Source organism: Streptomyces pyxinae (assembly GCF_024756275.1).
GTDB lineage: Bacteria > Actinomycetota > Actinomycetes > Streptomycetales > Streptomycetaceae > Streptomyces > Streptomyces pyxinae.
Genome location: NZ_JANUGQ010000016.1, coordinates 157,284 through 175,678, shown reverse-complemented (window position 1 = coordinate 175,678; position 18,395 = coordinate 157,284). Strand labels below are relative to the sequence as shown.

Sequence of the window (18,395 nt, the reverse complement as noted above, 5' to 3'; positions counted from 1 at the left end):
AATCGGCAACGGCATCAGCTCCGGCGTCTCGTCCGAGGCATACCCGAACATCAGACCCTGGTCGCCGGCGCCCTGCCGGTCCAGCTCGTCGCCGCCGTCCTCCGGGGAGGCACCCCCGACCCGGCTCTCGTACGCCGTGTCCACACCCTGGGCGATGTCCGGGGACTGCGAGCCGATGGACACCGACACCCCGCAGGAGGCGCCGTCGAAGCCCTTGGCGGAGGAGTCGTAGCCGATCTCCAGGATCTTCTGCCGGACCAGGGCGGCGATGGGCGCGTACGCCTTGGTGGTCACCTCACCGGCCACATGGACCAGGCCGGTGGTGATCAGCGTCTCCACGGCGACCCGGGACGTGGGGTCCGCCCGCAGCAGCGCGTCGAGAATGGTGTCGCTGATCTGGTCGGCGATCTTGTCGGGGTGGCCCTCGGTCACGGACTCCGAGGTGAACAGACGACGGGGCATGTCAGCTCCTGACGGGTGGGTCGGACGGCGGCGGGGTGGCGCGCAGGGCGCGGTCGACCAGGGGGCCGGCGGCGCCGGTGTAGGCGGCCGGGTCCAGCAGGGCGGCGAGCCGGCCGCCGGGGAGGTGCGCGGCGATCTCCGGTACGGCGGCGAGGACTTCGGCGAGCGGGGTCCCGGTACGGTCGGCCGCCCCGGACGCCTCCGTGAGCAGCGCCCGGGCCCGGACCCGGCCCAGCGGCGGGGTGAGCACGGCGGCCAGCCGCTCGGTCACCACCTGGCTGCCGGTCAGGTCCAGATTGGCGCGCATCCGGTCGGGGCGGACGGTCAGCCCGCCGGTCAGTTCGGCGGCGGTGTGCGCGGCGCCGCCGGTGAGCCGGAGGCACTCGCGCAGCAGCGCCCACTCGGCGTGCCAGGCACCGGCCGACCGCTCGTCCTCGCCGGTCAGGCACTGGGTGAGCGCCCCGGCCAGGGCGGGCACCTGGAGGGCGGCGCTGCGGATCAGGGTGGCCAGCACCGGGTTGCGCTTGTGCGGCATGGCGGACGAGGAACCGCGCCCGGCCGCCGCGGGCTCGGCCACCTCACCGACCTCGGTACGGGCGAGCGACTGGACGTCCACGGCCAGTTTGCCGAGCGCTCCGGCGGTGAGGGACAGGGCGGCGGCCAGTCCGGCGAGCGGGGTGCGCAGGGCGTGCCAGGGCAGCAGCGGGCGGGCCAGCCCGGTCTCGGCGGCGAAGGCGGCCACCAGCCGTTCGGCGCAGTCGCCCGGGTCCCCGGTGGCGCCGTCCAGCCGGGCGTACTCCAGATAACCGGCGAGGGTACCGGCCGCGCCACCCAGCGACACCGGTAACCGGGCCTCGACGTAGGCAAGTTGGCCGTCGGCCTCGCGGACCAGCTCGCGCCAGCCGGCCGCCTTGAGCCCGAAGGTGGTGGGCACCGCGTGCAGCCCGAGGGTGCGCCCCGGCATGGGTGTGTCCCGGTGCGTCCCGGCCAGTGCGGCGAGCGCCCGGGCGATGCGGTCCAGATCGGCGCGGATCAGAGCGAGGGCGCGCCGGGCGACCAGCATGGCGCCGGTGTCGAAGATGTCCTGGCTGGTGGAGCCCCGGTGGACGTACTCGGCGGCCCCCGGGTCGGCCGCGGCCACCGCCCGGCCCAGCTCGCGGACCAGGCCCACCACGGGGTTGGCGGTCTCCCGGGCGGCCAGCGCCAGGGCGCGGAGGTCGAACCGGCCGGCCCGGGCGGTCGCGGTGATCGTCGCGGCGGCGCCGGCGGGCAGCGTGCCGAGCCCCGCCTGCGCCCGGGCGAGCGCGGCCTCGGCGTCCAGCATGGCCTGGAGCCACGCCTCGTCGGCGACGGCCGCCTCCACCGGGACGCCCGCCCGCACCGGGGAGAGCAGCCCGCTGTCCAGGGCGGTGGCCGGCTCCGGGCTCACCGGGCCGCCTCCGTCCACCCGTCCCCCGGCCGGGCCGTACCGCCGGCCACGGTCGCGCCGGCCGTATGGTCCGCGCCGGTCGTGCCGGTCCCGCCGGCCGTGCCGCCCGTGACGGTCACACCGGTCACACCGGTCACACCGCCCGTGACAGTCGCGCCGGTCGTGCCCGCCGTGCCGGCCGTGCCGGCCGTGCCGGTCGTATCGTCTTCGTACCGTACCGGCGGGAGGTCGAGCACCGCGCGGGCGATGGCGTCGGAGTCGCCCAGGGTCACGGAGTTGACGCCGGGCCGGATGCCGGCGGCGGTGACCCAGTGGACCGCCTCGGTCGGCACCCCGTAGGCGAACCGCCGGGGATGGGCGCGGCCCTGGGCGTCCACCACCCGGTAGGGCCGCTGGGTCACGGAGACCCCGCCGGTCTCGTAGAAGGTGCCGAAGGAGCCGGCGATGCGGTACGGGGTGATCTGGCCGGTCGCCAGGAGGTGGACGAGCAGGGGGTCGTCGGTGCGGCGGACGTCGGGCTCGGGGAGCCGGGCCTCGACCAGCGCGGTGACCCGGACCGGCTCGCCGCCCACCCGGTCGGAGCCCGCCTCGAAGACCGGTTCGCCGTCCGGTCCGGTGCCGGCGCGGACCTCGATGCCGGGTCCGACCAGGACGACCGTGCCCGCCTCGATCAGCGCCATCAGCTCCTCGATCCGGGAGACCGGCGGCCCGATCGACAGGTAGGCGTTGAGCGGGGTGTACCAGGCCTGGAGGTCGTCCCGGTAGGAGTCGCCGTCCAGCCGGCCGTGGTCCACCACCAGCCGTATCTCGTTGCGCAGATCGCGCAGCACGTCCAGGGCGGCCTTCAGCGGTCCGCTGACGTTCCCGGCGCGGGCCTCGCGCACGTCCTGGGCCAGATGGCCGAGCAGCCAGCGGTTGAAGGCGTCCCGGTCCTCGAACACCCGGGAGCCGTACGGCAGCGAGACCCGCTGCCAGCTCCACCACTCGGTCTCGGGTATCCGGTACTCGTCGAGCAGCCGCCGCTCGCCCTCCGGGCCGGCCGCCAGATAGCGCCGGACCAGCGCGGGGCGCTCGGCGTCGCGGCCGGCGGCGGTGAGCAGGGCGCCGTAGTAGACGCTCTCCACCTCCTTGGCGATCAGCGGCCAGAGATCGGTGCCGAAGTTGACCGGCTCGCCCGCCGCCGCCCGGGCGGTCAGCTCCGCGATCCGCGCGGGCGTGAGCAGGTGGGGCAGGTGCCGGCCGTGCGCGCCCTTCTCGTTCTCGCCGCGCGCGTGGTACGGCACCCCCCGCCGGGACCCGGCGAAGATCCGGGGCTCCCGGCCGGACGGCAGATAGCGCAGCCGGTCGCCGGTCCGCTCGAACCGGCCGCCACGACCGGTGGTGAGCAGCGCCATGTGGTCGAAGAAGTTCAGGCCCAGGCCGCGCAGCAGCACCGGCCGGCCGGGGGTCAGCACGCTCAGGTCCACGTCCGCCGGGTTGGCCGGCGGGATGTGGACCAGCCCGGCCGCCTGGGCCTCCTCGGCGGCCCGCGCCTCGAACGGCGCGGGCCGGGACGGCACATGGCCCAGGGCCAGGACCACCGCGTCCAGCCCGGTCAGCAGGGTGCCGTCGGCCAGCCGCAGGGTCTGGGCGGTGCCGGGGCCGGTGTCGTCCAGCGCGACCGCGCGGGAGGTGTGGACGCGTACGGTGATGTGCTCGGCGGCGCCCGCCACGATCCGGTCGAAGCACTCCTCCAGATAGCGGCCGTAGAGGGCGCGGCTGGGGTAGGTGTCGGGGCCCAGCCGCCGCGCCTCCGCGAGCGGCCCGGCGTCGGCGGCGGGGTGTCCACCGGTGTGCTCGCCGCCGGGGCTCGGGGGTTCCCCGCCGTTCCCGCCGTCCTCGCCGTCAGGGCCGGCGGGCCCGGTGGAGGCGAGCGCGGCGGAGGCGAGCGCGGCGGAGGCGAGCGCGGCGGCCCACTCGTACAGGCTGGGGCCCTCCTCGACCGGTCCCTCCATCTCCACGCTGTGGTCGGTGAAGACGGTCACCTGCGAGGCCACCGTGTTCATCAGCAGATGGCGCGACTGGGCGGTGCGCCACACCTTCCCGGGGCCGGGCCGGTAGGGGTCCACGACATGGATGGTGAGGGCCGAACGGGACGCGGACTTCCGCTCGTTGGCACAGATCCGCTCCAGGACCGAGAGCCCTCGGGGCCCGGCACCGACGACACAGATGGTGAAAGGGCGAGGGCCGCTGTTCATCTGGGGACTCCGATACGGGTGTCGGGGAGGGAGGCGCGCATGGTCACTCCGGGGCGGCGATCAACAGGCTCGTCTCCAGTGCGAGTTCGCGTACGGCTTCCAGCCGCAGCCCGGCCTTGGCGAGCAGCGTCCGGTAGCCGTCCAGGTCGCGTTCGCGGCCGCCCGCCGCCATCAGCAGGTGCAGATCGTAGAGGAGCGGCAGCATCCGTTCCCCGTGATCCGGGACAACCCGTTCGACGATCAGCAGCCGGCCGTCCGGCGGCAGTGCGGCCCGGATCCGGGCGAGCAGTACGGCACAGCGCTCGTCGTCCCAGTCCTGGAGGACCCGGGAGAGGAGGTGGACATCACCGTCGCCGGGCACTTCCTCGAACACATCGGCGGCCCGCACCTCGTGGCGCCCGGGACCGAGAACGGCGTCGAGATGAGCGGCGGCCAGCGGCACCACATGCGGCCGCTCGACCAGGATGCCCCGCAGATGGGGGTGGGCGGCGAGCACGGTGCCGAGCAGGGCGCCGCTGCCGCCCGCGACATCGACCACGGTGTGGCGGTCGGTGAAGTCGAAGGCGTCCGGCACGTCCTGGAAGAAGACATTGCCCGCGCTCATCGCCCGCTGGAACCGGACGCTCTGCTCCGGGTCGCGCAGATGGTCGTGGAGGGTGGTGCCGTGGGCGTGGTGGAAGCCGGTGGTGCCGGTGTCGCGCAGCGCGGGCACGACGGCCCCCCAGGCCCGGTGGAACTCGTCGCCGTAGACCCGTACCAGGTCGGCCATGGGCGGGTCGGCGTCGGCGCGGAGCGACTCGCCCGCCGGGGCGAGCCGGTGGCCGTCCGGCGTCCGCTCCAGTACGCCCATGGCGGTCAGCAGCCGGAGGAGCCGCGCCAGCCCGTCCGGGTCGGCGCCGGTCGCGGCGGCGAGCGCCGCCGTGCCGGTGCGGCCGGCGGCGAGGTGGTCGGCGAGGCCGAACTCGACCGCCGCGTACAGCGCCTGGGCCTGCCAGGTGCCGGTGGCGATGTCGATGATCCGGCGCACCGCCGCGAGATCCGGCCGGCCGGACTGACGTGTCCGGTCGGGCCGTTCGGGCTGACCTGACCGGTCGGGCCGGTCGGGCTGACCTGGCCGGTCGGGCCGGTCGGGCTGACCTGGCCGGTCGGGCCGGTCGCTCGGGCCGGGGTGGTCGGGCATGTTCCGTCCTCTTCCGTGCTCGTTCCGTCCGTGCTGGTCCGTGCCGGTTCCGTGCCGGCCCGTACCGGTTCCGGGCCGGTTCCGGGCCGTTCGCGTCCGGGCCCCGGCCCCGGGCTCGGGGCCCCGGTCCCGGGCGGGCTCCGGACTACTCGCGCGCCTGTTCCGGCCGTGCGGCGCGGGGCGCGGCCGTGGGGCCGGGCGTACCCGAGGCGGCGGGCGCGGCGGGCGTACCGGGAGCCGTGGTCCGCCCGGTGCCCCCGGTGGCCGTCCCGGTGCCCCCGGTGGCCGTCCCGGTGCTCCCGGCGGGCGTCCCGGTGCTCCCGGCGGGCGTCCCGGTGCTCCCGGCGGGCGTCCCGGTGCTCCCGGCGGGCGTCGTGGTGTTCCCGGTCCCGGTGGCGGACGCGCGGGCGGCGGTCGTCGCGGTGGCGGCGTCCGCCGGGCGGCCGAGGAGGTCGCGGTGGCGCTCGCGCAGCACCCGCTTGAGCACCTTGCCGGTGACGCCGACCGGCAGCCCGTCCCGGCCGTCCGCGAGGACCAGCGCGCTCAGCCGGGGCAGTCCGGCCCGGTCGAGCGCGGTGTTGCAGACGGCCAGCAGATCGGCGGGGCTGCGCCGTACCTCGTCGCGGTGGAGCACCACCGCCGCCGGCAGGGACCGGTCCGGCTGCGCCGGGTCGTCCACCGCCACCACGGCCGCGTCCAGCGCCTGGGTGGTGGAGAGCACCACCTCCTCCAGGGGCAGGCTGTAGACGTCCCCGGTGGCGGTGTGGATCACGTCCGGGGTGCGGTCGAGGTGGTACCAGCGCCCCTCCCCGTCCCGGCGCACGACATCACCGGTGAGGAAGTAGCCGCTGAGGATCGAGCTCTTGGTGAGCCCCGGGTCGTCCCAGTAGCCGGGGGTCACACTCGGCCCCCTTACCCCGAGCAGACCGGCCTGCCCGTACGGCAGTTCGCGGCCGGAGGGGTCGAGCACGGCGGCCTGGCGCACCACCCCGACGGGGGTGCCGATGAAGCGGCTGCCGTGGCCGGAGTCGGCGCTGTGCGCGGCCTTGAAGAGGACCATGCCCATCTCGGAGGAACCGAGGCCGTCCAGATAGACCGAGCCCCGGCCGGGGGCGCCGACGGCGGTCAGCGGCGCGATGTGCCGCTCGTGGGAGGCGTCCCCCATGCCGTTCCAGGTGTGGATGCGCCGGGCGGCGGCGGGCTCGATGGCCGTCGGGTCGATCTCCGCGAGGGTCAGCGGGAAGCCGAGCACGAGCGTGGGCCGGAAGGCGTTGATCGCCCGGACCACCCGGTCGCCGTCGGCACCGTCCAGCAGCAGGGTGGGGATGCCGAGCAGCAGGGCGATGGAGAGGTAGCTGATGCCGGCCGAGTGGCTGTGCGGCAGGGCGGTGAGCAGCCGGTCGCTCCGGCGCGAGGGGAAGTTCCAGAGCCGTTCCCGCTTGCCCACGAAGAACGAACGGTGGTGGAAGACCGGGGCCTTGGGGCGGCCGGTGGTCCCCGAGGAGTGGGAGATCATCACCAGGTCGTCGTCGGCGTGGCGGTGCGGGAAGTCCGGCAGCGGCGCCGGCGGGCGCACCGCCTCGTCGTCCACCACCCGGATGTCGTGCGTGGCGGGCGCCGGGCCGCCGGTGGTCTCCCAGGCGGCCCGCAGGTCCTTCAGCAGGGCGGCGTCGCCCACGACCAGGGTGGTGGCGGTCCGGGTGAAGTACTCGGCGGCGGTGGCCGACGCCATCCCGGGGTTGCAGTGGACGGCCGCCGCGCCGAGGCCGGTCACCGCGATGTGGTGGAGCAGCCCGAGCAGCCCGTCCCCGGTGTGCAGACCGACGTGGGAGCCGGCCCGTACCCCCTGCTCGCGGTACCAGTGGGCGTACCGCACCACCGCGATCCGCATGTCGTCGAGCGACATGGCCGGCCACTCGCGCCGCTCCCAGCCGGGCCGGCCGGCGTCCGGGTGGAAGAGCAGCGGCCGGTCCCGGTCCCGGGCGACCCGCCAGGCGTGCCAGAAGAAGTTCCCCGAGCCGAGACCGCGATCGGCGTACAGCCGGGAGCGCTGGGCGACCGACCGGTGCGTGCCGAGAATGTACATGGATTACCTCGCACTCGGATGGAATCGGGCAGCCCCTGAAGGGCTCCGGCGGGCTCTTACCGGTGCTTCCGGCGCTTTCCGGGCTCTTCCGGAGCCTTCCGGGCTCTTCCGGGACGGTGACGGACTCTGACAGGCCCTTACGGGCTCCCGCGGGCTCGGAGCGAGAAACGCCGGGAAGCCCGGTAAGCCCGGGAACCCCGGCTGCGGCGCACCGGACCGCCGTAATGCGAAAGGACCGCGAACGAGTCTCCGTCAGCCGCCTAAAGATCCCCTGGAGAGGAACTCCGCAAGATCTACGGCGGCCGGAAATACCGCATCGGCCAGCGGGTTTTCGCATTTCTCCGCACCGGCCCCGGCCGTGCCCTTGCTCCATCCTTGAGTCGCGCTAGCGAGAATGCCGCGCGTCCGCCGGCCGGGCCGGGGCTTCAGTGGCAGAGAAGGAGGCCGGGATGCCGATGAGCGATCCGTCGAGCCACCCGAAGGGTCCGGACGAACCGGACGAACCGGTCCGGCCGGGCGAGCCGGCCGGGCCCCGGCCGACCGGACGGACCGGGCCTGGGGTGAACGGGCCGGCCGGGCCGACCGGGCCGATAGCGCCCCGGGGGGCCGAACCGGGTGAACGGACCGGGCCCCGGGTGACCGAACCGGCCGAACCGGCCGGGTCCCGGGCGGCGGCCGTTCCGGCCCGGCGGGGTGGTCCGCGGCCGCCGGAGGGTCCCGCCCGGGCGTCGGTGGCCGTGGTGGGCGGCGGCCCGGTGGGACTGCTGCTCGCGCTCTTCCTCGACCGGTACGGGGTCGACTCGGTGGTCTTCGACACCGCCGGCGGCGTCCTGGCCGAGCCGCGCGGCAGCACCCATGGCGCCCGGACGATGGAGCACTACCGGCGGCTCGGGCTCGCCTCGCGGATACGGGCCCTGGGGCTGCCCGGCGGGCACAGCGCGGGCATCTCGTTCTTCACCCGCTACAGCGGCCGGCTGCTCACCCATCTGCCCTGGCCGGGCGCGGACGAGACCCGCGCCCGGGTGGCGGCCGCGGACCGGACCGACCAGGTGCCCGAGCCGATGCACCGGGCCAACCAGATGTTCGTGGAACGGCTGTTGTGGGAGCACGCCCGCACCCGGCCGGGCATCACCCTGCGCTACGGCCACCGGGTGACGGAGCTGCGCGAGACGGACGGCGCGGTACGGCTCACCGCCGAGGGACCGGACGGGCCCGAGCACTGGACGGCCGGGTACGCGGCCGGCTGCGACGGCGGGCAGAGCACGGTCCGCCGCTCGCTGGGCGTCCGGTACGCCGGGGAGGGCGGCATCGACCAGGACGTGCTGGGCCGCCGGGCGACCGCCGCGCATCTGCGGGTGCCCGGCCTGTACGAGCGCTTCCTCGGCCGGTACGCGGCGTGGAGCAACTGGGTCTTCAACGGCGAACTGGCGCTCAACCTCATCGCGCTCGACGGGGCCGACGAGTTCTTCCTGCTCACCAGCTCGGCCGACCCCGACGACCCCTCGGACCGGGCGCTGGTGGAGCTGGTGCGGCGGGCGGCCGGGGCGGACATCGGCGTGCGGGTGGTGAGCCGCCGGGCGTGGACCCCGGGGGCGGCGCTGGTGGCCGAGCGGTTCGGGGCCGGGCGGATCTGGCTGGCCGGGGACGCGGCCCATCTCTTCACGCCCAACGGCGGGTTCGGCATGAACACCGGCGTGGACGACGCGGCCAACCTGGCCTGGAAGCTGGCCGGCGCGGTGCGCGGCTGGGCCGGCCCCGGGCTGCTGGCGTCGTACGAGGCCGAGCGCCGCCCGGTCGCGCTGCGCAACACGGCGGCGGCCCGGGAGCTCAACCTCGCGCTCGGTGCGGTGGAGCGGCCGGCCGGCCTGGAGGAGGAGTCACCGGCCGGCGAGGCGGTCCGGGCCCGGGTGGCGGCCGAACTGGCCCGGTACGGAACGCTCACCATGGACACCCTGGGCGTCCAGCTCGGGGCCCGGTACGACGGTTCGCCCGTCGTGGTGGGGGACGGCACCCCGCCGCCGCCGGACGACTTCTTCTCGTACACGCCGTCCGCGGTACCGGGCGGCCGGGCGCCGCATCTGTGGCTCACCGCCGGCCGGGGCCCGGGCGACTCGCTGCACGACCGGTTCTCCACCGGCTTCACGCTGCTGAGCCTGTGCGGGGTCCCGCAGGACACCGCCGGGTTCGAGAAGGCGGCGGCGGAACGGGGCATCCCGCTGTCCGTGCTGCGGATCGACGACCCGGCCGGACGCGCGCTGTACGGCGCCGATCTCGCCCTGATCCGGCCCGACCACCATGTGGCCTGGCGGGGCAACCGGCCGCCCCGGGACCCGGCCGGGGTGCTGGGCCGGGCCGCCGGGCACTGATCCGGCCGCTGACCGCCCCCGGGCCCGCGCCCGGCCCCGTCACCGCGACCGCCACGGCGGCCGGCCCCGGCCGCTCCGGCGCGCGCCGCCCCGCGCTCCGGAGCGCGCGCCGGTTACCGGCGGGGCCCCGCCCGTTCCGGCGGTGGCCCGCCCGTCCGCGTACCCGCGCTGTTCCTCCCCCGGTCATCCGCCGGCCACCCCCGGCCGGCCCGCGGCGTGCCAAATTCCCGGAATTTATCGCCGGAACGGGAACCATCGGGCGAGTTGCCAAAGTCGGGGCCGGGTTTTTCCGGTGGCCATAACGGTCGTTTACGGTTGCAGCATTACTACCGGACACACCTTGGTGGAGGAGTAATGCGTTTCTCGATCCTGGGCCCCATGTCCGTCACCGAGAACACCGAGAAGGGGGACGACCGCACCCCCAGCGCTCCCAAGCACCGCCAAATGCTCGCCCTGCTCCTGCTGAACGCGAACCGGGTCGTCTCCATGGCGCAGTTCGTGGAGGAGTTGTGGGAGTACAGCCCACCGCCCCGCGCGGTGGCGGCCGTCCACACCTACGTCATGCAGCTGCGCCGCATCCTCCAGGACGGCGGCCCGGCGGCCGGGGCCCCGGTCCGGCTGCTCACCCGCGACCAGGGGTATCTGCTCCGGGTGCGCGACGGCGAACTGGACCTGCACACCTACGAGCACCTGATACGCGCCGGCCGCGCCGCCATCGACGAGGGCTCCCCCGCGTCGGGCGCCCGACAGTTGCGGGCCGCCCACGCCATGTGGAGCGGGTCCAGCGGGGTGGACGCGCCCGCCGGGCCGCTGCTCTCGGCCGCCTTCGCCGCGCTGGAACGGGACCGCGCCGACTCGCTGGTGCAGCGGGTGGGCGCCGAACTCCGGCTGGGCCGGCACCACGAGCTGCTCGCCGAGCTGAGCGCGCTGGTCCATCTGGACCCGACCGACGAGCGGCTCACCGGACAGCTGATGCTGGCGCTGTACCGGTCGGGCAGGCAGGCCGACGCGCTCGACGTCTTCCACCGGCTCCGCCGGGCCCTGCGCGAGGAGCTCGGCACCTCGCCCCACCCCGAGATCCACCGCCTGATCACCGACATCCTGGCCGGCCGGCCCCATCTGGAACCGCCCGCCACCGGCGCGTACCGGCTCTCGCTGGACGCGGCCGGCCTGCCCCCGGCCCGCCCGGCCGCCGCCCCGGCCCGTCCCGGGCGCCCCCGGCACCCGGCCCCGGGCCCCGTGCTGCTGGGCGCCTGATCCGGCCGGGCCCGCGCCGACGGGCGCCCGGCCGCAGCACCCCGGCCCCGGCCCCGTACGCCCGTCCGGCGGCCCGGACCGGCCGCCCCGGGACCCGGACGGCGTACCGCCGTGCAACCCGTCCGCGGAGGCCGGTGTTCTACCCCACGAGAGCGCACACGAGAGCCCGACCGGGGCAGGCCCCACGGCACGGCCGACCGGGGCGAGTCCCCAGCGGGACAGCACCACAGCACCACCCCGAAGAGCACAACGGCACCCCACCCGCCGCGGCGCGGGTGAGGACCTCGACCAGAGAAGGACTCCCATGGATCTGAAGCTCACCGACCGCGTGGCCGTGGTCACCGGCGCCTCCAAGGGCATCGGCCTGGCCGTCACCCGCTCCCTGCTCGACGAGGGCGCCAAGGTCGTGGCGGTCTCCCGGCAGAGCACCGCGGAGCTGGAGAAGCTGGCCGGTCCCAACCTCCTCCACGTGTCGGCCGACCTCACGGACGCCGAGGCCCCGGCACAGGTCGTCGAGCGGGCCGTCGAGCACTTCGGCGGACTCGACATCCTGGTGAACAACGCGGGCGGTCCGCCGCCCGGGATCTCCATGCCGCGCACCGGCTTCTTCGACAGCAGCGACGAGCAGTGGCGCGCGATCTTCGACTTCAACCTGTTCTCGGCCGTCCGCGCCATCCGCGCCGCCATCCCCAAGATGCTGGAGCGCGGCGGCGGCTCGATCATCAACATCTCCACCGGCATGGCCCGCCAGCCCGCACCGGTGAACATCGAGTACGGCGCCGCCAAGGCGGGCCTGTCGAACCTCACCAAGGCGCTCTCCGAGGAGTTCGGCCCGCAGGGCATCCGCGTCAACACCGTCTCCCCGGGCGCCGTGCTGACCGCGTGGTGGACCGAGGAGGGCGGCGCCGCCGACATCATCGCCGGGATGGCGGGGGCCGACCGGGACAGCATCATGCAGTCGGTCGCCCCGCAGATGATGGGCCAGGTCACCGGCCGGCTCATCGACCCGCAGGAGGTGGCGGACGCGGTCCTGCTGCTCGCCTCCCCCCGGTCCGCCTCCACCACGGGCTCGGACTACCCGGTGGACGCCGGCTTCCACAAGAGCTTCTGAGCCGCCGGGGCAGCCGCCCCCGCATCTCGGAGCCACTGAAACCACTGAAACCACTGAAACCACTGAACGCCGTCCGTCCGGGACGGGCTCCCGGGTCGCGCCTTCCCGGTGGGCCCGGCTCCGGACGGCGGTGGCCGGAGTACGGTCCGGGGCGCACGGGCGGGCAGGCCCGCGCCCCGGACCGCCGGCCGGCGGCGGCCCCGGACGCCGGGCCAGGCACCTGGGCGTCCGGGGGCCCCGGACCCGCTCACGCACGGAGCGGGACCGGACCGCCGCAGCAACAGGGCGGGGCCCGCGGTGAACACACCGCGGGCCCCGCCCTCGTCGTACCGGTCCCTTGACGTCAGCGCCCCGGCGCCCCGTCGACACGCAGACCCGTCGGCGCGCCGGGCCGTCAGCGCACTGGCCTGTCAGCGCACCGGGCCGTCCACCGGGCGGAGCTTGGCCGCCACCACGTCGGGCAGCTCCTCCGGCTCGGCCCGCTCCTGCGGCGCCCGGTCCAGGTACTCCTGGTAGCACGCCCGGTAGCCGAGCAGCCGGGCGACCGGAGTGAGGGCCGCGTTGACGATCCGCTGGACCGGCCAGGGACGGTCGGTGAAGCGCAGCACATCGGAGAACTCCCGCATGGTGAGCGCGTGTTGCAGCAGATGGGGACGGCCCTCCGCGTCGGTCTTGCCGTCCTGGGCCAGACCGAACAGCTGCCGCAGGATCAACTGCTCGAAGCGCTCGGCCCGGTTGACCAGCTCCACCACCGCGAAGGAGGTCTCCTTCTCGGTGTTGCCGAACCAGCGGTGCACCGTGCCGGCCGGCACCGTCACGGTCTGGCCGGCCTCGTCCAGGACGATGTCCCGCCCGGCCACGTGCACCCGCAGGCTGCCGCGCACCAGCGTGAAGATCTCCTCGCTGTACGGGTGGATGTGGTACCCGGCGGCGAATCCGCCGGGCTCCACATAGAGGTCCATCACCGCGCGCTCGCCGCCGGTGTGCGCGGCGGGCGTCCTGATGACGATCTTCTCCCGGCACCGGGGGTTGTAGTAGACCTCGCCCGGGTGGACGGCCATGTCTCCTCCAGGGGGCAGCGCCCGGCCGGCTCTCCGGCGAGCTGTTCCGGCCAGCGTCGCCCGTGCCCCGGGGCCGTCACACCCCCGTTTGTTGCTCTTGTTGCCCCCTGGTCGCCCGGCCCCCGCGCCGGCCGGCGGCGTACGCCGTCACCGCCACCGAGAGGCCGGAAAGCACCGCTCCCACCACCAGACAGGCGAGGACACCCCGCCGGTCGGCCACCAGCCCGCCGAGCAGCGAGCCGCTCGCCAGCGACAGCTGCACGGTGGTGACGAAGACGGCCGCCCCGCTCTCGGGCGCCGTCGGCACCGCCCGCGTCAGGGTGGTCTGGAGGCTCAGCGGCACCGCGCCGAACGCGGCGCCCCAGAGGAGTGTCAGCGCCGTCACCGCCACCGGGGAGCCCGCGCAGAGCGGCAGCAGGGCGGTGGACGCCGCCAGCGCCCCGGCGGCCCCCGCGACCGTGGCCGGCACCGAGCGGCCCAGGGTGTGCCCGGCCAGGAAGGTGCCGCCGACCCCGGCGATCCCGTACGCCAGCAGGGTCCAGGCCACGGCGTCGGAGCCGTACTCCGCGTGCCGCTCCAGATACGGGGCGACATAGGTGTACGCGGCGAAGTGGCCCAGGAACACCAGGGCGGTGGCCGCCAGCCCGGTCCTGGCGGCCCGGCCGGTCAGCGCCGCCGCCAGCGCCCGGCCCGCGGGCACCGGTCCGGCGGGCAGCGGCGGCAGGAGGCGGAGCTGGGCGGCGAGCGCGACCAGCGCCATCGCCCCGGCCGCCCAGAACGCGGTACGCCAGCCGGTGCTGCCGCCGGCCAGCGCGGCCAGCGGCAGGCTCGCCACGGTGCCCACCGAGATGCCGCCCATCACCAGGGCGGTGGCGCGGTGGGCCGAGCCGGGCGCCACCAGCCGGGGCGCCACCGCGGCGCCCACCGCCCAGAAGCCGCCCAGCGCCACGCCCAGCAGCACCCGTCCGGCCAGCATCACGGGCAGATTCGGCGCCACCGCGCAGAGCAGATCGGCGAGGGCGGTCAGCCCGGCCAGCGCCCACAGCACCCAGCGCCGGTCGAGCCGGCCGGAGGCGACGGTGAGCACCGGGGCCGCCACCGCCGCCGCCAGGCCGGGGGCGACCACCAGCAGTCCGGTGGAGCCGGTCGAGACGGACAGGTCCCTGCCGATGGCGGTGAGCGCGCCGACCGGCAGCAGCTCGGAGAGGACCAGGACGAAGGAGCCGAGCGCCACCGGGACCACGGCGGCCCAGCCGCCCCGCCGGGAGGCGGGGACGGGCCGGGCGCCGTGGGCCTTGCCGGGTTCCGGACCCGCCGTCATGCGTTCGGCAGCCGGACGGACTGGCTGTGCCGGAAGACGTTCTTCGGGTCGTAGGCGGCCTTCACCCGCTGGAGCCGGGGGTAGTTGTTCTTGTAGTAGAGCGTGTACCAGGGCACGTTCGACTTGTTGTACGCCGGGTCGTGGAGGTCGATGTCCGGGTAGTTGACGTAGCAGCCGTCGGTGACGGCGTCCGGCACCGGCACCCCGCCGGTCCCGGCGTACACCCCGTGGAAGAACTGCCGCAGCCAGGAGAGACAACCGGCCTCGTCCGCCGGGTCGGTCCACCAGATCATCCAGGCCGCCTTGAAGGCCGCGCCCCGGTGCGCCGAGGCGGTGGCGTCCGGGGCCACCGCGTTGACCTTGCCGCCGAAGGAGCTGAGCATCACCGAGGCGGTGGGGTTGTTCAGGTCGGTCCGGGTGAGGTGGCGGTAGAACTCGTCGACATGGGTCTCGGGCATCGCGGTGCGGTAGTACGAGGACTTGAAGTCACCCTTGAGACTGGGGTCGTTGAGGGTCGGGTTGGTGGTGCCGAGGAAGCGCGCGGACTGGAGCCAGGGCATCCGGCGCGGCTCGGCGAACTCCGCCATCGCGGGCAGCTCGCCCATGGGCGCGGTCAGCGGCTCGTGCTTGACGCCCAGCCCGGCCGTCATCGCCGCGAGGAAGTCGGCGAGCAGCTTGTCGGCGCCGGGCACGGTGGCGTCCACCTGGGTCACCAGGCCGATCTGGCCGTTGGAGCGGTGGTTGAGCGACAGCATGCTGACCAGGTTGTCGTTGGGGGTGCCCGGCCTGAGGTTGCGGGCGTGCCACTCGCCGTAGTTGCGGACCAGCCGGCCGAAGCGCTCCCGGGTCATCTCGGCCCACGGCCAGGCGACCGCGCTGACCAGCACCTCGGCGGGCGGCTGCGGCAGCAGGGCGGCGGGGTCGGTGCCGGTCGCGCCGGGCGAGCGGAACCAGAAGCGGGTGATGACACCGAAGTTGCCGCCACCGCCACCGGTGTGGGCCCACCACAGCTCGCGGTGCGGGTCGTTGGCCTCCCGGGTGGCCACGACGGTCCGCACCGTCCCGTCGGCCGCCACGGTCACCACCTCGACGCCGTACAGATGGTCGACCACCAGCCCCAGCTGGCGGCAGAGCAACCCCCAGCCGCCACCGCTGACATGACCGCCCGCGCCGACCTGGAAGCACATCCCGCCCGGGACGACCACGCCCCAGGTGCGGTACATCCGCTCGTACACATTGAGCAGCTGGCTGCCCGCCTCGACCGCGATGGCGTTCATCCGGGGGTCGTAGTAGACCTCGTTCATCTTGGTCATGTCGAGGATGACCCGGACCTCGGGGTTGAAGACCCAGTCCTCCCAGCAGTGGCCGCCGCCGCGCACGGTGAGGCGCTTGCCGGTGCTGACCGCCTTCTGCACCACCTGGGCCACCTGGGCGGTGGTCTCGGCCAGACAGACCATCTCGGGCCTGGCGACCCAGCGCTGGTTCCAGCCGCGCACCAGGTCCGGGTAGCGCTTGTCGGCCGGGGTGACCACGGTGACGGGTTCCGCCCCGGTGGTCTCGTCGGCGGCCCCGGCGACCGCTGCCGCCGCCGGTACGGCCCCGCCCGCCACCAGCGCGGCACCGCCGGCCGCGGCGCTCCCGGCGAGGAAGTTCCGTCGCCGCATACCGTCGCCGTCCTGTCGCATCGTCCCGAACTCCTCGCCTCGGCCCTGCGGGTGACACCGGCGGGTGGCCGGCGCCGTCATCGATCACGCTAGGGACCCGGGCGGCACCGGGGCACTCGGAGAGTTGCGCTCGAAACCGGGAACCGTACGCGCGCGGGCCGGACCGCGCCTCCGCCCGGGAACGGGAACGGGAACGGCGCGCGCCCCGGACCGGGTCGGTCCGGGGCGCGGGACAACGGGATGTGCGGGATGTGCGGGGTATGTGGGACGGACGTACGGGCTCAGGAGCCGGGTTCAGGAACTGGGCTCAGGAGCCGGGCAGTTCCACGGACTGGCGGTGCCGGAAGAAGTTCTTCGGGTCGTACGCCGCCTTCACCTTCTGGAGCCGCGGGTAGCCGCCCTTGAAGTAGAGCGTGGACCAGGGCACCGACGACTTGTTGTACGCCGGGTCGTTGAGGTCGGCGTCCGGGTAGTTGATGTAGCAGCCGTCGGTGACGTTGTTGGGGACCGGGACGCCGCCGGTGTCGGCGTAGGTCTCCGCGTAGCTCTGCCGGGTCCAGGCGATGTACTTGGCGTCGTCCGCCGCGTCGTCCCAGAGGACGGACCAGAGCATCTTGAAGATCGCGCTCCGGTGCGGGGCCGCGGTGTCCGACTCGCCCACCGCCGCCGTCCTGCCACCGTAGGGCGTGAGCTGGATGTTGATCTTCGGGTTGTCGATGTCGGTGCGGGTGAGGTGCTTGTAGAGCGCGGCGGCCTGCGCCACCGGGAAGTTGGCCCGCATGTACGCCGACTTGTACTCGGCCCGCAGCGTCGGGTCGTTGAGCAGCGGGTTGGTGGTGCCCGCGTACCGGGTGGCCTGGAGCCAGGGCAGCCGGCGCGGCGCGGCGAACTGCGGCATCGGGCTGAGGTCGCCCATCCGGTTGGTCAGCGCCGCCTGCGGGGTGGTGATGCCCGAGTTCATGTGGGCCAGGTAGAGGTCCAGCATCTTCTGGGCGTTGGGCGCCCCCGCGTCCACCTGGGTGACCAGGCCGATCTGGCCGTTGGAGCGGTGGTTGAGCAGCAGGAAGCTGGCGAGGTACCGCTCGGGGTCGTCCGGCTTGCTGTTGGCGGCGTGCCAGCTCGCGTAGTTCTGCACCAGGCGGATGAACTCCTCCTTGGTGAGATCGGCCCACGCCCAGGAGACGGCGCTCATCAGCACCTCGCCGGGCGGCTTGGGCAGCAGCTTGCGCGGGTCGGTGCCGGTGGCGCCGGGCGAGCGGAAGAAGTAGCGGGTGACGACGCCGAAGCTGCCCCCGCCGCCGCCGGTGTGGGCCCACCACAGCTCGCGGTGCGGGTCGTTGGCCTCCCGGGTGGCCACAACGGTCTTCACCGACCCGTCGGCCGCCACGGTCACCACCTCCACCGCGTGCAGGTGGTCCACCACCAGCCCCTCGCGGCGGACCAGCATGCCCCAGCCGCCGCCGCAGACGTGACCGCCGATGCCCACCGAGTAGCAGATGCCGCCGGGTATGGTCACGCCCCAGGTGGCGTAGAGCTTCTCGTAGACGTCCAGCAGGTTGGCGCCCGCCTCGATGGCGATGGCGTTGAGCTTGGCGTCGTAGGAGATCGCGTTCATCTGCGAGAGGTCGAGGACGATCTGCGTGGTGGGGTTGTAGACGAAGTCCTCCAGGCAGTGTCCGCCGCTGCGGACGGTGAGCCGCTTGTTGTTCTTCACCGCCTCCGCGACGACCCCGGCCACCTGGCTGGGGTGGTCCACCACCCGGACCGACTCGGGCTTGGCGACGTACCGCGCGTTGAGGGCCCGTACGAGGTCGGGGTACTGCTGGTCGGCCGGGGTGACGATGCTCTGCGAGCCCGTGGTGCGGGTCGCTGCCTCGGTGGCGTCGTCCGCCGGCGCCGCGCCGGCGGAGCCGGGCAGCCCGAGCGCCGCGGCGCCACCGGCACCGGCGGCTCCCACGGCGCGGACGAGGAGGTGGCGGCGGCCCATGCCCGCCGGTTTCTGTGCCATGGTCGTACCTTCTTGTGCCGGCACCTGACCTGAACAGGTGCGTTGAATGGGGCAGTTGCTGATGGACCGCCGGAACCGGCGGCCCCGGGCGGCCGGAGCGGACACGGCCGGAGGCGAGAGGCGGCCGGGGCGGGAACCGGCCGGAGGCGGGAAACGCCGGGGTGAACGGCGTCGGGGCGGACGGCACCGGGGAAGAATCGCGCCGGGGCGGGG

12 protein-coding genes are annotated in these 18,395 nt (G+C 74.8%); 3 read left to right on the top strand and 9 right to left on the bottom strand.

The annotated features are described in order from the left end of the window. From NX801_RS19590 to NX801_RS19565, 5 genes are all read right to left on the bottom strand, one after another. A partial coding sequence (locus NX801_RS19590) for an S-adenosylmethionine synthetase N-terminal domain-containing protein (protein ID WP_309505863.1) occupies positions 1–462 on the bottom strand: 462 nt, incomplete at its 3' end. Between the two features lies 1 nt (position 463). Continuing rightward, positions 464–1,891 (bottom strand): nitrosuccinate lyase, encoded by a 1,428-nt coding sequence (locus tag NX801_RS19585; RefSeq protein WP_258789071.1) that lies wholly within the window; start codon positions 1,889–1,891, stop codon positions 464–466. Further along, complete coding sequence (locus tag NX801_RS19580; protein ID WP_258789070.1) at positions 1,888–4,128, bottom strand: FAD/NAD(P)-binding protein; 2,241 nt, start codon at positions 4,126–4,128, stop codon at positions 1,888–1,890. Before NX801_RS19580 ends, NX801_RS19585 begins: the two co-directional genes overlap by 4 nt. Positions 4,129–4,171: 43 nt before the next feature. Then, entirely contained in the window at positions 4,172–5,308 is a 1,137-nt protein-coding gene (locus tag NX801_RS19575) for a methyltransferase (RefSeq protein WP_258789069.1), read from the bottom strand. Between the two features lie 145 nt (positions 5,309–5,453). After that, positions 5,454–7,394: a class I adenylate-forming enzyme family protein gene (locus tag NX801_RS19565; RefSeq protein ID WP_309505862.1), complete on the bottom strand. Its 1,941-nt coding sequence runs from the start codon at positions 7,392–7,394 to the stop codon at positions 5,454–5,456. 731 nt (positions 7,395–8,125) lie between these two features. Between NX801_RS19565 and NX801_RS19560 the strand changes: the two genes are divergently transcribed. The 3 genes from NX801_RS19560 (at position 8,126) to NX801_RS19550 (ending at position 12,128) form a co-directional block, all read left to right on the top strand. Further along, positions 8,126–9,760: an FAD-dependent monooxygenase gene (locus NX801_RS19560; RefSeq protein WP_258789068.1), complete on the top strand. Its 1,635-nt coding sequence runs from the start codon at positions 8,126–8,128 to the stop codon at positions 9,758–9,760. Between the two features lie 354 nt (positions 9,761–10,114). Continuing rightward, on the top strand, positions 10,115–11,017 hold the full coding sequence (locus NX801_RS19555) for an AfsR/SARP family transcriptional regulator (protein WP_258789067.1): 903 nt from the start codon (positions 10,115–10,117) through the stop codon (positions 11,015–11,017). Between the two features lie 304 nt (positions 11,018–11,321). After that, positions 11,322–12,128, top strand: a complete 807-nt coding sequence (locus NX801_RS19550) for an SDR family NAD(P)-dependent oxidoreductase (RefSeq protein ID WP_258789066.1) — start codon at positions 11,322–11,324, stop codon at positions 12,126–12,128. A 410-nt stretch (positions 12,129–12,538) separates the two neighbouring features. Here NX801_RS19550 and NX801_RS19545 read toward each other — a convergent pair whose 3' ends face one another. The 4 genes from NX801_RS19545 to NX801_RS19530 form a co-directional block, all read right to left on the bottom strand. After that, a complete protein-coding gene (locus tag NX801_RS19545) occupies positions 12,539–13,189 on the bottom strand; it encodes a cupin domain-containing protein (protein ID WP_258789065.1) in 651 nt (216 codons plus the stop codon). Between the two features lie 76 nt (positions 13,190–13,265). Continuing rightward, entirely contained in the window at positions 13,266–14,510 is a 1,245-nt protein-coding gene (locus NX801_RS19540) for an MFS transporter (RefSeq protein ID WP_258789064.1), read from the bottom strand. Continuing rightward, positions 14,507–16,195 carry an FAD-binding oxidoreductase gene (locus NX801_RS19535; protein WP_258789063.1) on the bottom strand — a complete coding sequence of 563 codons (1,689 nt, stop codon included), beginning with the start codon at positions 16,193–16,195 and terminating at the stop codon, positions 14,507–14,509. Before NX801_RS19535 ends, NX801_RS19540 begins: the two co-directional genes overlap by 4 nt. 286 nt (positions 16,196–16,481) lie before the next feature. Next, positions 16,482–18,182, bottom strand: coding sequence for an FAD-binding oxidoreductase (locus tag NX801_RS19530; RefSeq protein ID WP_258789062.1), 1,701 nt, complete (start codon positions 18,180–18,182; stop codon positions 16,482–16,484). Between the last annotated feature and the right edge of the window lie 213 nt (positions 18,183–18,395).